At 75.0% G+C, this 14,911-nt stretch carries 13 protein-coding genes; 6 read left to right on the plus strand and 7 right to left on the minus strand.

What is annotated here, in order from left to right; all coding sequences use genetic code 11:
• The first annotated feature begins 81 nt into the window (after positions 1 to 81).
• Positions 82 to 492: a VOC family protein gene (locus ABZ479_RS21220; RefSeq protein ID WP_500463079.1), complete on the plus strand. Its 411-nt coding sequence runs from the start codon at positions 82 to 84 to the stop codon at positions 490 to 492.
• Here the strand turns inward: ABZ479_RS21220 and ABZ479_RS21225 are convergent.
• The 3 genes from ABZ479_RS21225 to ABZ479_RS21235 all read right to left on the minus strand — a co-directional run bounded on the left by ABZ479_RS21225 (position 483) and on the right by ABZ479_RS21235 (position 3,899).
• Positions 483 to 2,411, minus strand: coding sequence for a helix-turn-helix domain-containing protein (locus tag ABZ479_RS21225; protein ID WP_500463039.1), 1,929 nt, complete (start codon positions 2,409 to 2,411; stop codon positions 483 to 485). The genes ABZ479_RS21220 and ABZ479_RS21225 overlap by 10 nt on opposite strands.
• Positions 2,412 to 2,477: 66 nt before the next feature.
• Positions 2,478 to 3,302, minus strand: coding sequence for a 3-hydroxybutyrate dehydrogenase (locus ABZ479_RS21230; protein WP_499607518.1), 825 nt, complete (start codon positions 3,300 to 3,302; stop codon positions 2,478 to 2,480).
• A 111-nt stretch (positions 3,303 to 3,413) separates the two neighbouring features.
• Complete coding sequence (locus tag ABZ479_RS21235; RefSeq protein ID WP_500463040.1) at positions 3,414 to 3,899, minus strand: NUDIX hydrolase; 486 nt, start codon at positions 3,897 to 3,899, stop codon at positions 3,414 to 3,416.
• Positions 3,900 to 4,054: 155 nt separating this feature from the next.
• Between ABZ479_RS21235 and ABZ479_RS21240 the strand changes: the two genes are divergently transcribed.
• Complete coding sequence (locus ABZ479_RS21240) at positions 4,055 to 5,122, plus strand: O-antigen ligase family protein (protein WP_500463041.1); 1,068 nt, start codon at positions 4,055 to 4,057, stop codon at positions 5,120 to 5,122.
• 50 nt (positions 5,123 to 5,172) lie between these two features.
• Here ABZ479_RS21240 and ABZ479_RS21245 read toward each other — a convergent pair whose 3' ends face one another.
• Positions 5,173 to 5,688, minus strand: coding sequence for a hypothetical protein (locus ABZ479_RS21245; RefSeq protein WP_500463042.1), 516 nt, complete (start codon positions 5,686 to 5,688; stop codon positions 5,173 to 5,175).
• A 243-nt stretch (positions 5,689 to 5,931) separates the two neighbouring features.
• On the opposite strand from ABZ479_RS21245, the gene ABZ479_RS21250 reads away from it, so the two are divergent.
• The 3 genes from ABZ479_RS21250 (at position 5,932) to yicI (ending at position 10,790) form a co-directional block, all read left to right on the plus strand.
• A complete protein-coding gene (locus tag ABZ479_RS21250) occupies positions 5,932 to 6,969 on the plus strand; it encodes a LacI family DNA-binding transcriptional regulator (RefSeq protein ID WP_500463043.1) in 1,038 nt (345 codons plus the stop codon).
• Positions 6,970 to 7,059: 90 nt separating this feature from the next.
• Complete coding sequence (locus tag ABZ479_RS21255; protein ID WP_500463044.1) at positions 7,060 to 8,454, plus strand: GH1 family beta-glucosidase; 1,395 nt, start codon at positions 7,060 to 7,062, stop codon at positions 8,452 to 8,454.
• Positions 8,451 to 10,790: an alpha-xylosidase gene (gene yicI / locus ABZ479_RS21260; protein ID WP_500463045.1), complete on the plus strand. Its 2,340-nt coding sequence runs from the start codon at positions 8,451 to 8,453 to the stop codon at positions 10,788 to 10,790. The genes ABZ479_RS21255 and yicI overlap by 4 nt, the downstream gene beginning before the upstream one ends.
• Positions 10,791 to 10,830: 40 nt before the next feature.
• On the opposite strand, the gene ABZ479_RS21265 is transcribed toward yicI, so the two are convergent.
• Together ABZ479_RS21265 and ABZ479_RS21270 are read right to left on the minus strand one after the other, a co-directional pair.
• Entirely contained in the window at positions 10,831 to 11,358 is a 528-nt protein-coding gene (locus ABZ479_RS21265) for a hypothetical protein (RefSeq protein ID WP_499607535.1), read from the minus strand.
• 97 nt (positions 11,359 to 11,455) lie between these two features.
• The gene (locus ABZ479_RS21270; RefSeq protein WP_500463046.1) at positions 11,456 to 12,244 is read right to left on the minus strand and encodes a glutamate racemase; all 789 of its coding nucleotides are present in this window, start codon (positions 12,242 to 12,244) and stop codon (positions 11,456 to 11,458) included.
• 57 nt (positions 12,245 to 12,301) lie between these two features.
• On the opposite strand from ABZ479_RS21270, the gene ABZ479_RS21275 reads away from it, so the two are divergent.
• Positions 12,302 to 13,522, plus strand: coding sequence for a glycosyltransferase (locus ABZ479_RS21275; protein WP_500463047.1), 1,221 nt, complete (start codon positions 12,302 to 12,304; stop codon positions 13,520 to 13,522).
• Here ABZ479_RS21275 and ABZ479_RS21280 read toward each other — a convergent pair.
• Positions 13,486 to 14,628 carry a glycosyltransferase family 4 protein gene (locus ABZ479_RS21280; protein ID WP_500463048.1) on the minus strand — a complete coding sequence of 381 codons (1,143 nt, stop codon included), beginning with the start codon at positions 14,626 to 14,628 and terminating at the stop codon, positions 13,486 to 13,488. The genes ABZ479_RS21275 and ABZ479_RS21280 overlap by 37 nt on opposite strands.
• Positions 14,629 to 14,911: the final 283 nt, after the last annotated feature.

Raw genomic sequence — 14,911 nt, forward strand, 5'->3', positions numbered from 1 at the left:
CGTTCCCCCACCCCCGATGCGTGGACCCCGCCGTTGTCAGTGGCGGGGTCTACTGTCGTTACCGTGAGTGACGGAGGAGCGATGACGGGGGTGCTGCACCATGTCGAGTTGTGGGTTCCGGACCTCGAGCGCGCGGACGCCGAGTGGGGCTGGTTGCTGGGCGAGCTCGGCTACGTCCCCCACCAGCGGTGGGAGGCCGGCCGCAGTTGGCGTCTGGGGGCGACCTATATCGTCGTCGAACGGTCGCCGGACCTGGTCGACCGCTTCGAGGGGCGGCACGAGCGCCGCGCGCCGGGGTTGAACCACCTCGCCTTCCACGTCGCGGGCCGCACGGAGCTGGACGCGCTGGTGGCACGCTCGCCGCTGCACGGCTGGACGCTGATGTTCCCCGCGCTGCATCCGTACGCCGGGGGCGAGCGGCACTACGCCGCCTACCTGGAGAACACCGACGGCTTCGAGGTGGAGCTGGTCGCGGGCCCGGATCAGTCCTGACCTGCGGGGCCGGGCGGTTCCTGCCGTCCGGCCGCCAGGCCGTGCAGGCGCAGCGCGAGCTGGATCTCCAGTGCGCGCTCCGGGGACTGCCAGTCGGCGCCGAGCAGGTGCGAGATCCGCTCCAGGCGCTGCGCGACGGTGTTGACGTGCACGTGGAGGGCGTCCTTCGTGCGTACGGGGCTCATCCCGCTGGCGAAGTAGGCGTCCAGGGTGCGCACGAGTTCGGTGCCGCGGCGGGCGTCGTAGCCGGCGACGGTGCCGATCGTGCGGTGTACGAAGCCGTCGACGTCGCGCGCCTCGGTCAGCAGCAGGCCGAGGAAACCGAAGTCGTCGCCCGCGGCGCCCTCCCCGGCCCGGCCGAGGGCGCGCAACGTGTCCCCGCAGCGCTGCGCCTCCGCATAGGCCAGGGCGACGGAACCGGGCCGGCCGGCCGGCGAACGGACGGGGCCGGAGGCCCCAACGGTGACGGCCGCCTGCACCGCCGTGCCCAGCTGCTGGGCGACGCGGCGGGCGGTGGCGGAGGCGTCGGAGCCCGGTTCCAGCGGGAGCAGCAACACCGTGCCGCCGTCGCGCGCCGCGGCGAGGCCCCGCCGGGTGGCGGCGAGGTGGGAGGCGGCCGACCACAGCCGCTGCCGGTCGGCGGCGGCTCCGGCGTGCTCCTCGTCGACACGGGCGGCGAGCACGACGTGCGGGGCGTCGAGGTCGGCGCGCAGCCGGCCCGCGCGTTCGCGCAGCAGTCCGGGGTCGCGGTGCGGGGCGTCGAGCAGGTCGTCCAGGAGTTCGCCGCGGAAGCGCTGCTCCGCCTCGGCGGCGGTGCGCCGGGCGAGCAGCAGCAGGGAGGTGACCATCGCGGCCCGTTCCAGCGTGCGCTGGTCGACGGGATCGAGTCCGGGATGGCCGTGCAGCACCAGGGCGCCCAGCAGTTCACCGCCCGCGGTGACGGCGGCGGTCCAGGTCTCGCCCTGCCGTACGGCGTGGCCGTCCTTCCGGGAGCGGGCGACGGCGTCGGCGAGCGCGTCGGGCACGGGGTCGCGGTCGGTGCCGACGACCCGCACCGTCCCGGAGAGCACCTCGGCGACGGCGTCCGCGACGTCGTCCACCCCGCCGCCGCGCAGGACGAGTTCGGTGAGCCGGTCGTGCACCTCGGAGGCCCGTTCCAGCACGGCGCTGTGGTCGCGGATGGTGTCGTTGGCGGTGCCGAGGTCGGCGAGCGCGGACCGGGTCTCGTCCAGCAGGTTCGCCGTGTCGATGGCGACGGCGGCGAGCGAGGCGAGGGAGGCCAACAGGGCGATCTGGCCGCGTTCGAAGACCCGGGCCCTGCGGTCGGCGGCGTACAGCACACCGATGACGCCGGTGCCCAGCACGAGGGGCACGCCGAGGATCGCCACCAGTCCCTCGTCGTGCACGGCCGAGTCGATCGGGTGGGTGTGCCGGAAGCGCTCGTCGTCGAAGTAGGACTCGGTGACGTAGGGCAGCGCGGTCTGCGCGACCAGGCCGCCGAGCCCCTCCCCCATCCCGAGCCGCACCCGCTGGAACTCGGCGGAGACCGACCCCTCGGTAACCCGCATGTAGGTGTCCCCGGCCTTGCGGTCGATCAGGCTGAGGTAGGCGACGTCCGTGCCGAGCAGGGACCTGGCCCGCTGCACGATGGCCTGCAGCACCGAGTCCAGGTCGCGCAGCCCCGCGAGGTCGCCGGCGGTCTCGAAGAGCGCCGACAGCTCGGCCTCGCGCCGCCGCCGGCCCTCCAGTTCCGCGCGCACGCGCAGGGCCAGCAGCTTGGCCTGCTCCATCTCCGCCAGCACGGCGGGCGGCGCGCCCGCGGCCCTGGCCGCGAGGACGGGCCGCTCGTACTCCTCGGCCGGTGCCCCGCGGGCGAGCAGCCGCAGGAAGGGCGCGTCGGAAGGGCTGTGGGGAGCCATGGTTCCGCCGTGGTCGTCGGGGGCTTCGTGTGGGTCGCGCGGCACGCTGTCAGGGATACCGGCAGATCAGTGTGCCGTCCATCCGCCGTCCATGGTGAGCGAGGCACCGGTGATGAAGGACGCCTGCGGCGTGCAGAGGTAGGCGGTGAGCTCGGCCACCTCCTCCGGCTCCACCAGCCGCTTCACGGCGGAGTCGGCGAGCATGATCTCGGTGACGACCCGCTCGGGTTCGATGCCGTGCGCGGCCGCCTGGTCGGCGATCTGCCGCTCGACGAGCGGGGTGCGCACGTAGGCGGGGCTGATGCAGTTGGAGGTGACGCCCCGCGCGGCGCCCTCCAGGGCGGCGGTCTTGGAGAGCCCCTCCAGCCCGTGCTTGGCCGAGACGTAGGCGCTCTTGTAGGCCGAGGCCCGCAGTCCGTGGACGGAGGAGATGTTCACGATCCGGCCCCAGCCCTGCCCGTACATGTGCGGCAGCGCCCCCCGGATCAGCCGGAAGGGCGCCTCCAGCATCACCCGCAGCACCGTGGCGAAGACGTCCGGCGGGAAGTCCTCGATCGGGCGGACGAGCTGCAGGCCGGCGTTGTTGACCAGGATGTCGGTGCCCTCGGCGGCCTGCTCGGCGGCGTCGAGGTCGGTCAGGTCCAGGGTCACGGTCTCCACGGCGCCGGGGCGGCCGCCCGTCGCCGCCTGTTCCGCGAGTTCGGCCAGGCCTTCGGCGTCCCGGTCGGCGGCCCGCACCTTGGCGCCGGCGGCGGCCAGGCGCAGGACGCACGCGCGGCCGATGCCGCCCGCGGCTCCGGTGACGAGGGCGGTGCGTCCGTCCAGGTCCGGCGCCGCGGAGGGCGGGAGGGGGCCTGCTGCGGGACGGGGCGCGGGGGGCGTGGGCGTCATGCACTGCAGGCTAGGCAGCGCGCGGGCGCCGACCGATGTGTGCGCCGCCCACACTCCTGTGACCGCCCGTGGGGGCGGCGCACACTCGCTCCTGCGGCTCACCTCCGCGGCTCACCCCTGCGGCGGTCCCGCGGGCTCGAACCAGGTCGGGCCGTCGGACAGCGCGTGCTTGAGCCGGAGCCGCCCGTGGTTGCCGAGGTCGGGCAGGCCGTCCACGTCGAACCAGCCGACGTCCAGCGACTCGTCGTCGGCGACCCTGGCCCGCCCGCCGACGGCCCGGCAGCGGAAGGTGATGTCCACGTACTGGCAGCGGTCCCCGTTGGGGTACAGGACGGGGTCGATCGTCTGGACGAGGACGACGCGCTCCGCGACCGCGCGCACCCCGGTCTCCTCCAGCACCTCGCGGACGGCGGTCTCGGCGGGCTGCTCGCCGGGTTCCGCGATGCCGCCGATGAGGGACCAACGGCCGTTGTCAGCCCGCCGGTTCAGCAGGACACGTCCGTCGTCGTCGAGGACGACCGCCGTGACACCGGGCAGGAGCAGCTGCCGGTGGCCGACGACGGCCCGCAGCTCGCGGAGGAATTCGGGAATCGGCACGCCCCCGAGCCTACGTCCTCGGCGGTGGCCCTCCGTCGATCACGCCCGCGCCCGCGGCATGTGCCGTTCGTGCACGGGATCTCCACACCACGGGGGCCCAACGGTTACGGTGACCCCGGGGTCGGGGGTTCCCCGGGGGTCAGGGGGTGCGGGCTGTGGACACGCGAACCGGTGGAGTGCGGCCGGGCACCGGCGGTGCCGCGGACGGCGCGGCGGAACGTCCGCGCTCCGGATGGACGGACGCCGTGGGCGCGCTGGTCCTCGCCGGCTGCGCGGTGTGGTCGCTGGTCGCCGCGGCGGGCCGCCCGGCCCGCCCGGAAGGGGTGCTCCTGGCCGTCCTCGCGGTCACCGCCGGATACGCCGCCGGACGCATCGGCGGTGCCCTGCGGCCGGTGGCCGTCCCCGCCGCGGCCGCCCTCACCGCGGTCGTGCTGGTGGTCGCCCTGCCCGGCCGGCTGTCCGGTGGCCCGGACGCCCCGCCGCTCGGCTACGCGAACGCCGACGCCGCGCTCATGGTGCTCGCGACCGGCGCCGCCTGCTGCGCCGCCTGGACCGCGCGGTCCCGCCCGCTCCGGGTGGGGCTGCGCCTGCTCGGCGCCACGGCCGCCGGCTTCGCGCTGGCGGTGGGCTCCGCCGCGGGGTTCGCGGCGTGCCTCGGCGTCGTCCTGTGCTCCCTGGGCGCCGCCCGTACGCGCCGGGCGCTCGGTCTCGCGGGCCTGGCGCTGGCCCTCGTCGTGGCCGTCGGCGGCACGTGCGCGGTCGCCGTCGACGCCCTGCCGCCGGGGCTCTCGGCCTCGCTGTCCGGACAGCTCACCCCGGCCCGGGTCCGGCTGTGGCACGACGCCCTGGAGACCGCCCGGGACCACCCCGTACGCGGGATCGGCCCGGGCCGCTTCGCCGAGGCGGCCGCCGGAACGGCAAGCTCGGCGCCCGGCGCGGGCACACCGCAGTCGGCGCCCCTGCAACTCGCGGCGGAACAGGGCCTGCCCGGCGTCGCCTTCCTCGCCGCCTCCTACGTCTGGCTGCTCTGGGCCCTGCAGCGCTCCCCGCGCCCGACCCCGGTCGTCCTGACCGCGGCGGCCGCCCTGACCGGCCTCGCCATGCAGTCCGCCGTCGACCACGTCCTGAGCTACCCCGTGGTCACCGCCGGTGTCGGCCTCCTCGCCGGCCTCGCCACGTCCCGCCCCCTGAGCGGCCCCCCGGACCACGCCACCGGCCCGTGAGCCCCCGGCTCCGCCGCACCCGCTCGCAGGCGGGACCGGCGCGCCTCCGCTCACCCCGCAGGCCCTGCGACATCCGCCCGGGCGAGGTCGGCGAACCGGCGGTTGGCCACTGCGAAGCCGTCCATGGCCGGCCGGACATTCGCACGGATGTCGTCGACGGCACTGCCGGATCGCAACGGGTAGGCGGCCTCGAACAGTGCGCTGACGGCGTGGGCGAGTTCTCCCGCGGCGCCCATGACCGCGTCCGGTGCCTCCAGCCGCACTGCGGCGAGTGCGGCGTCCATCGGGACGAGTGCCTGCCAGGCGGCAACCAGGTTGTCCACGGGGTCGTCGGGGTGGGCGGCGCGATGGTCCACCGCCGAGGCGAGTTCCTGGGTCGCGGTACGGCAGGCGGCCATGAACGTCACATAGGCGTCGCGGCGGTTCTGCCGCCGCCACCGCCGGTCGTCGAGGTCCCGCTGCCGTACGACCTGCCATCGCATCGCCGCCCAGGCGAAGCCACCAGTGGCCAACGAGCCGAACGCGCCGACCGCGGCGCCCAGCAGCACCGCTGTTGCCTCGTCCACACGAGCCCCCCTCTCGTCGGCCCGCCGGGGCCGCCCGCACCGGCCCTACCCTGCTCGTGGCATCCGCAACACCCGACCGGCGCGGCGGACCGGGCCGCCGGCCTCCACGGCACCCACCCGCCACCGCCCCGAAGGGGGCCATTGCCTCTCCCCGGGGTGGCGGCATAGCATCGTGCCACAGAGCGGTCGAATCGATTCGACGAATCGATTCGACAAACCGGCACAGGGCCGCGAAGGAGCTGCATGACCACCATCAAGGACGTCGCCGAACGCGCCGGGGTCGCGCCCAGCACCGTGTCGTACGTCTTGAGCGGCTCGCGCAAGATCTCCGAGGACACCCGCCGCACCGTGCAGCAGGCGATCGACGAGCTGGGCTACCACCCGCGCGCCAGCGCCCGCACGCTGCGCAGCACGCGCACCAACGTGCTGGCGCTCGCCCTCCCCCGCGTGGCGGGCGGCTACCGGGCGGTCGACGGGCGGTTCGCGATCGAGATCAGCGACGCGGCCCGCGCCCACGGGTACGACGTCCTGCTCATGACCGCGCACGAGGGCGTGCCGGGCCTGCGCCGCATCGCGCGCAGCGGCCAGGCGGACGCCGCGATCCTGATGGCCGTCGAGATGGACGACCCGCGGATCGTCGCCATGCTGGAACTCGGCTTCCCCACCGCGCTGCTGGGCCGGTCCGCCGACGACACCGCGCTCCCGTGGACCGACCTGGACTGGGAGGCGGCCGCCGCCCTCGCCGTGGGCGAACTCGCCGCCGCCGGCCACCGGGACATCGCCTACTTGGCCACCACCGAGCGCGAGATCCTGGCGCAACGCGGCTACGCCGTCCGCGGACTGGCCGGTGCCCGCCGGGCGGCCGCGCGGACCGGCGCCGACGTGCGCGTGCACCAGTCGACCGGCGACATGGCGCGGCTCGCGCGGCGCATCGGGACGCTGCTGCACGGCGAACACCCGCCCACCGCCCTGGTGGTGCAGCACGTGGCCGCCCTCCCGCACATCCTCGCCGCCGTGACGGCGGAGGGCCTGCGGGTGCCCGAGGACCTGGCGGTCGTGGCGGTCGGCAACCTCCCCGACGACCTGGGGGGTCTGGAACTGCCGCGCGTCGAACTGCCCGTGACCGAGATGTCCGCAGCGGTGACACGGCTCGCCGTGGAGGCCATCGCCACCCGCGCCGAGGGAGCGTCCGTCATGCCGCCCGGGCACCGGCTGATCCCCCCGGCGTTCGTGCCGGGCGCGCGGATCGCCCCGCCGGGCCCCCGCGCGGCGGGCGCCTGACCCCGGCACCCGCCCGCCCCCCTCCCGGATCCTCCGTTCTCCGTTGTCCCTTCCCGCCCACCACTGACCCTGCCGAGGGAGCACGCCCCCATGTCCACCGATTTCCCGGTCTTCCCGCCCGGTTTCCGCTTCGGCGCCGCCACCGCCGCCTACCAGATCGAGGGCGCCCACGACGAGGACGGCCGCGGCCCGTCGATCTGGGACACCTTCAGCCACACCCCGGGCCGCACGGCCGAGGGCGCCACCGGTGACGTGGCCTGCGACCACTACCACCGGCACGCCGAGGACGTGCGCCTCCTCGCCGGCCTGGGCGTCGACTCCTACCGCTTCTCCGTCTCCTGGCCGCGCGTCGTCCCGCAGGGCCGCGGCGCGGTCAACGGCAAGGGCCTGGACTTCTACGACCGCCTCACCGACGACCTGCTCGCCGCCGGCATCTCCCCCGCCGTGACGCTCTACCACTGGGACCTCCCGCAGGCCCTGGAGGACCAGGGCGGCTGGCGCAACCGCGCGACGGCCGAGGCCTTCGCCGAGTACACGACGGCCGTCGCCGAGCGGCTCGGCGACCGCGTGGAGCGCTGGATCACCCTCAACGAGCCCTACTGCTCGGCCTTCGTCGGCTACGCCGAGGGCCGGCACGCCCCCGGCGCCCAGGAGGGCACCGGCGCGCTGGCCGCCGCCCACCACCTGCTGCTCGCCCACGGCCTGGCCGTGCGCGCCCTGCGCGAGGCGGGTGCCCGCGAGGTCGGCATCACCCTCAACCTCGACCGCATCGAGGCCGCGAGCGGCTCCGCCGCCGACCTGGCCGCGCTGCGCCGGGCCGAGACGCTGCACAACGAGACGTGGACCGAGCCGCTGTTCGCCGGCCGCTACCCCACCGGCGAGGCCGAGACCTGGGGCGCGCTCGCCGACGGCTCGTACCGCCGCGAGGGCGACCTCGAGGTCATGGGGGCCCCGCTGGACTTCGTGGGCCTCAACTTCTACCGCCCCCTCACCGTCACCGACGCCCCGCACCGCGAGCCCGACCCGGCCCGCCGCACCGCCGTCGACATCGGTGTGCGCGAGACCGACCCGTACGGCACCCGGCACACCACCATGGGCTGGCCCGTCGTCCCGGAGTCCTTCACGGCGCTGCTGCTGGACCTCAAGGAGCGCTACCCCTCGCTGCCGCCCGCCTTCATCACGGAGAACGGCTCGGCCGAGGCCGACGTCCCCTCCGCCGACGGCCGTGTCGAGGACACCGACCGCGTGGCCTACCTCCGCGACCACCTGCACGCGCTGCGCGCCGCGATGGACGAGGGCATGGACGTGCGCGGCTACTACGTCTGGTCGCTGCTGGACAACTTCGAGTGGGCCCGCGGCTACGGCCAGCGGTTCGGCATCGTACGCGTCGACTACGACAACGGCGAGCGCACCCCCAAGGCCAGCTACGACTGGTACCGGGACCTGATCGGCGCCCACCGGGCGGGACGGCAGGAGCAGTCGTGAAGTTCACCGACGGCTTCTGGATGATGCGCCCGGGCGTCACGGCGAAGTACGCGGCCTCCGTCGCGGACGCCTCCGTCGCGGACGACCGGATCGTCCTGCACGCCCCGGTGAAGCCGGTGCGGCAGCGCGGCGACACGCTCAACAGCCCGCTGCTGAGGGTGGAGTGCTGGTCCCCGGCCGAGGGCGTGATCGGCGTGCGCACCACGCACCACGCCGGGAAGGCCCGCCGCGGGCCGGAGTTCGCCCTGCCGGGCGCGGTGGACGGCGGCGCCGGCAAGACCTCCCGCGACGGCTCCCTGCTCGAACTGACCTCGGGCGGCCTGACGCTGCGCGTCGACGCCTCCGCCCCGTGGCACCTGGACTTCACCGCGGGCGGCCGCACGCTCACCTCGGCCGGCACCCGCGGCACGGGCTTCGTCACCGACGCGGACGACCGGCACTTCATGGTCGCCCAGCTCTCGCTCGGCGTCGGCGAGACGGTGTACGGCCTCGGCGAGCGCTTCACCCCGTTCGTCAAGAACGGCCAGACGGTGGACATCTGGCAGGCGGACGGCGGCACGATCAGCGAGCAGGCCTACAAGAACGTCCCCTTCCACCTCACCAACCGCGGCTACGGCGTCTTCGTCAACCACCCCGGCAAGGTCTCGTACGAGGTCGGCTCCGAGGTCGTCGACCAGGTGCAGTTCAGCGTCGAGGACCAGTCGCTGGAGTACTTCGTCGTCCACGGGTCCACCCCGAAGGAGATCCTGGCCCGCTACACGGCCCTCACCGGCCGTCCCGCGCTGCCGCCGGCCTGGTCGTTCGGCCTGTGGCTGTCGACCTCCTTCACCACCTCCTACGACGAGGCGACCGTCAGCCACTTCGTCCAGGGCATGGCGGACCGCGGGATCCCGCTCAGCGTCTTCCACTTCGACTGCTTCTGGATGCGCGAGTACCAGTGGAGCGACTTCACCTGGGACGCGGAGGTCTTCCCCGACCCCGAGGGCATGCTCGCCCGGCTCAAGGAGCGCGGGCTGCGCGTCTCCGCCTGGATCAACCCGTACATCGCGCAGAAGTCGGCACTCTTCGAGGAGGGCATGCGCGAGGGCCACCTCGTCATGCGGGCGAACGGCGACGTGTGGCAGTGGGACCTGTGGCAGCCGGGCATGGCACTGGTCGACTTCACCAGCCCCGCCGCCCGCACCTGGTACGCGGAGAAGCTGCGCCCACTGCTGCGGCAGGGCGTCGACGTCTTCAAGACCGACTTCGGCGAGCGCATCCCGTTGGACGTGGTGTGGCACGACGGCTCCGACCCGGAGCGCATGCACAACTACTACACGCAGCTCTACAACCAGGTCGTCTTCGACGTGCTGCGCGAGGAGCGCGGCGAGGGCGAGGCGGTGCTCTTCGCGCGCTCGGCGACCGCGGGCGGGCAGCAGTTCCCGGTGCACTGGGGCGGCGACTGCGAGTCGACGTTCACGGCGATGGCCGACAGCCTGCGCGGCGGACTGTCGCTGGGCCTGTCGGGCTTCGGCTTCTGGAGCCACGACATCGGCGGCTTCGAGGGGACGCCCGACCCGGCGCTGTTCAAGCGCTGGGTGCAGTTCGGCCTGCTGTCCTCGCACAGCCGGCTGCACGGCAGCAAGTCCTACCGCGTGCCGTGGGAGTTCGGTGACGAGGCGGTCGCCGTCACCCGCGACTTCACCCGGCTGAAGAACCGCCTCATGCCGTACCTGTACCGGGCGGCGCTGCAGGCCCGTGACGAGGGCACGCCGATGATGCGGGCGATGCTGCTGGAGTTCCCCGACGACCCGGCCTGCCTGCACCTGGACCGGCAGTACATGCTCGGCGACGACGTGCTGGTCGCGCCGGTCCTGAGCGCGGACGGCGAGGTCGAGTACTACGTCCCGGCCGGCACCTGGACGCACCTGCTGACCGGCGAGCGCGTCGAGGGCCCGGGCTGGCGGCGCGAGACGCACGGCTTCGACACGCTCCCGCTGCTGGCCAGGCCCGGCTCGGTGGTGCCCTTCGGCGCCGCCGAGGAGGCCCCGGAGTACGACTGGGCGGACGGGGTCACCCTGCGGGTGCACGCCCCGGCCGACGGCGGCGGCACGATCGCCACCGTGCCGGCTCCGGACGGCTCGACGGCCGCCGTCTTCCGCGTGGGCCGTACGGGTGACACGGTGACGGTCGAGGCCGTGGGCGAGCACCCGCCGGCCGCGCCGTGGCACGTGCTGCTCGTCGGCGCGCAGGACACGGACGGGGTGGAGGGCGCCGCCTCCGCCGAGCGCACCGGGCTGGGCGTGCTCCTGACGTGTGCCGCGGGAACCGGGCGGGTGAGCGCGCGCTGGTCGTGAGCGCGCGCCGGCCGGCACGTCTGCGCCCGTGGCCCCCGGGCTACGGGCGCAGGCCCAGCCGGCTGCGGATGGCCTGGACGGCGCCCTCGGCGTCGTCCACGGTGACGGTGAAGTGCCGGCCGTTGCCCAGGTCGATGACGACCCCCGGCCCGCGGCGGACCACGACCGCGGTGCCCTGCTCGGGCCGCCATCGGTACCCCCAGCCGCCCCAGTGGCGGGGGCTGACGACGGGCGCGAGGTGCGCGTCGTTGATCTCCTCCCACCGGATCCGGCGGCGGGGCACGCCGATGTGGCCGCAGCGCACCTGGAGCCCGTCCCGGTCCACGTTCACGCGGACGTGCGTGAACGCGACGGTTCCGAACAGCACCAGCAGCCCCGCCGCGATGCAGCCCACCACCGACATGACCAGCGGCACCGTGCCCGAGGTGTAGGGCGAGGTCACGGCGAGCTCGATGCCGAGCGCCATGCAGGCAGCCCCCGCGGCCGCGAGGAGCCACTGGAAGCGGTTGCTCGCGTGGCCCGTCCACACCTGGGATGTACGCGCGTCGTCACGCTGCGCGTCCGTCATAGTGCGCAGCCTACTCATCCCACGGCGAGTTGGCACCGTTGTACGGAGCGGATACGGCGGAAAGTGGCGGCGCCCCCGGACGCCGTGCGGGGCGGGGTCAGCGGGCCTCGGCCGCGGCGGGGGCCACGTCGGCGCCGAGGGAGCGGCCCTCCGCGTAGGCCAGGGCCTCGGGGGTGACGGTGCCCGCCCGGCCGCTGAGGATCACCGCGAGGCTTCCGGTGGGCGCCGCGTCGGGGCGGGGCCCGGTGCCGATGCGGCGGAGCGTCTGGGCGGCGACGGCGTCGGCCGAGCCGTACAGCAGGGCGGGGGCGGCCAGGGCGGCCCGGATGCGGTCGGCCACCAGCTCGTAGTGGGTGCAGCCGAGGACGACCGCCTCGACGTCGGCGGGCGTGAGCGCGGCAGCGGCGGCGATGGCCGCGGCGGTCGCGGCCTCGTCGGCGCGGTCGACGGCGTCGGCGAGGCCGGGGCAGGGCACCTCGGTGATCTCGGCGCCGTTGCCGAATTCCTCGATCAGCCCGCGCTGGTAGGGGCTGCCGGTGGTCGCCGGGGTCGCCCAGATCGCCACCTTGCCGGCCCCTGCGGCGGCAGGCTTGATCGCCGGGACGGTGCCGATGACCGGGATCGCGGGTTCGAGGGCCGCGCGCAGCGCGGGCAGGGCGTGCACGGTGGCGGTGTTGCAGGCCACGATCAGCGCCTGCGGGCGGTGCTCGGCGGCGGCGAGGGCACAGGCCAGGGCGTGCGCGGTGACGTCCTCGGGGGTACGCGGGCCCCAGGGCATGCCGTCGGGGTCGGCGGAGAGCACGAGGTCCGCGTCGGGCCGCAGCCGTCGGATGGCGGCGGCCGCGGCGAGCAGGCCGATACCGGAGTCCATCAGCGCGATCTTCACGGGGCACCACCTTACGCGATGCGATTGTCGGCCCGCTCCGCGGCCGTACCGGGGGAAATGACGCGTACAGGAGAGCGACGGCGGCAGACTGCGGGGGTGACGTGGCTGACGTGGGTGACCGTGGTGTCGTTGCTGGCGTGGGTGTGGCTGCTGCTGGCACAGGGGCTGTTCTGGCGGACGGACGTGCGGCTGCCGGCCGTGGCCGAGGAGCCGCGGGAGTGGCCGGACGTGACGGTGGTCGTCCCGGCGCGGGACGAGGCGGAGGTGTTGCCGAGGAGCCTGCCGAGCGTCCTGGCGCAGCGCTACCCGGGACGCGCCGAGGTCGTCCTGGTGGACGACGGCAGCACCGACGGCACCGGGGAACTGGCCCGCGAGCTGGCGGGGCGTGCGGAGGGACTGCCGCTGCACGTCGTCAGCCCGGGCCCCGTGCCGGAGGGCTGGACGGGGAAGCTGTGGGCGGTCCGGCACGGCATCGAGGTCGCCACCTCTTCCGGCGGTCCCGAGTTCCTGCTGCTCACGGACGCCGACATCGCGCACGGCCCCGACTCGCTGCGCCACCTGGTGGCCGCGGCGCAGGGCGCCGGCCTGGACATGGTGTCGCAGATGGCCCGGCTGCGGGTCGCCGGCACATGGGAACGGCTGATCGTCCCGGCCTTCGTCTACTTCTTCGCCCAGCTGTACCCGTTCCGCCGGGTGAACCGGCCGCGTGCCAGGACCGCCGCGGCGGCCGGCGGTTGCGTGCTGATCCGCCGCACGGCGGTGGAGCGGGCGGGCGTGCCCGACGCGATCCGGCACGCGGTGATCGACGACGTGGCGCTGGCCCGCGCCGTCAAGCGCTCGGGCGGGCGGATCTGGCTGGGCCTGGCCGACGAGGTCGACAGCGTCCGTCCCTACCCGGGCCTCAGCGAGCTGTGGCGCATGGTGTCGCGCAGCGCCTACGCGCAGCTGCGGCACAGCGCGCTCCTCCTCACCGGCACGGTGCTCGGCCTGCTCCTGGTGTACGTGGTCCCGCCGCTCGCCACGATCGGCGGGGCGCTCACCGGGGACGGGTGGCTGTGCGCGGCGGGTGCGGGAGCGTGGGCCCTGATGTGCGGTACCTACCTGCCGATGCTCCGCTACTACCGCCGGCCGCCGTGGCCCGCGCTGCTGCTGCCGTTCACGGCGGTCCTCTACCTGCTGATGACGGTCGACTCGGCCGTGCAGCACGGCCGCGGCCGCGGGGCCGCATGGAAGGGCCGCACCTATGCGCGGCCGCGGCCCGACGACGCCTCGGCGTAGACGACGGCCAGCCGGGCACCGACGGCCGCCGTGCCGTAGCGGCGCCGGGTGCGGTCGGCGAGGAGCGTGGGCCGGCGCGAGGACAGCCGGGCGGCGGCCTCCACGAGCGCCCGGCCGAGGGCGGGGGCGTCACCCGGTGCGACGAGCACCCCGCCGTCGTGCCCGACGAGTTCGGGCAACGCGCCGGTGCGGGTGCCGACGACGGGCGTGCCGCAGCCCAGCGCGTCCAGCGCGCGTACGCAGAAGCTCTCCACGTGGCTCGCCACGAGGAAGAGGTCGGCGTGGGCGACGGTGTGCAGCGCCTCGGCGCGGCCCCGCGCCCGGCGCACCGTGACGAAGTGGGCCACCCCGCACGTGCGTATCAGCTCGCGTACGTCGGCGGGGAGTTCGGCGGCCCCCTCGGCGACGACGTCCAGCCGCAGCCGCGGATCCTTGACCCGGGCGGCGGCGAAGGCGTGCACGAGCACCTCCCAGCCCTCGTGGGCCTCGAAGCTCCCGGCTGCCGCCACCCGCACCGGGTCCTGGCTGATCCGGGCACGGGCGGGCACCGGCGGCAGCGACTCGGGACCGACCGGGTGCGGGACCAGGCGGTGCCGGCCGGGCAGGCGCAGTTCGCCGAGCCGCAGCAGCAGCGCGTCGCTGACCGCGAGCACGGCGGCGGCCTCGCGGTAGACCCGCGCGCGGGCCCGTCGCGCGGGCAGCCCGGGGAGCGGGCGCGTGGGGTGACCGAAGAGGGAGGGGTCGTCCTCGGTGAGCACGTACGGCAGCCTCGCGGCGCGTGCGAGCCGGGGCAGCAGTTCCTCGGCGCCGGGCAGATGGCCGTGGAGGAGGTCGAACCGGCCGCACTCGGCCGCCTCGTGGCGCAGTACGCCCCCGACGCGCCCGGCGGTGACCCTGCGCGCCACGGCACCGCCGTGGGGGACGGCGACCTGGTAGTGGTGCGGACGCTCGGGGTCGCGGCCGGCGTAGGGGAGCCCGCGGACCGCGGGCAGGGTCAACTCGTGGACGGCCACCACGTCGACGACGTCGGCGACGGTCGCCGCGGCCTTGTGCCATTCGTCCGGCCGCGCGGGCCGGTCCTGCCCGAAGAGCATGGCGACGCGCATGGCTCACTGTGGCACATCGGGGTCCTCGCGGGACGAAGTTCGCCGGAGTCACGGAAACACCGCGTTCCTCCTTCGTGCGGGTGACCTGTTGGTGCGCGAGAGTGCCGGTCCCGTCACCCTCCGACACCATTCGGCCGGGCGGTTTTCCGCGCCTGTGTTCCCGCGTGACGAGCGGTAACGCCCCAGGCCCAGCGCCTTTACGCGATCCGAACGGCGGCCACGGGCCGATTTCCTCCGATTCGATCGCAATAAGGGTCAGCCGTCACTCACTGCACATGAAATG

This window comes from Streptomyces sp. NPDC005722, assembly GCF_040630935.1.
Classification (GTDB): domain Bacteria; phylum Actinomycetota; class Actinomycetes; order Streptomycetales; family Streptomycetaceae; genus Actinacidiphila.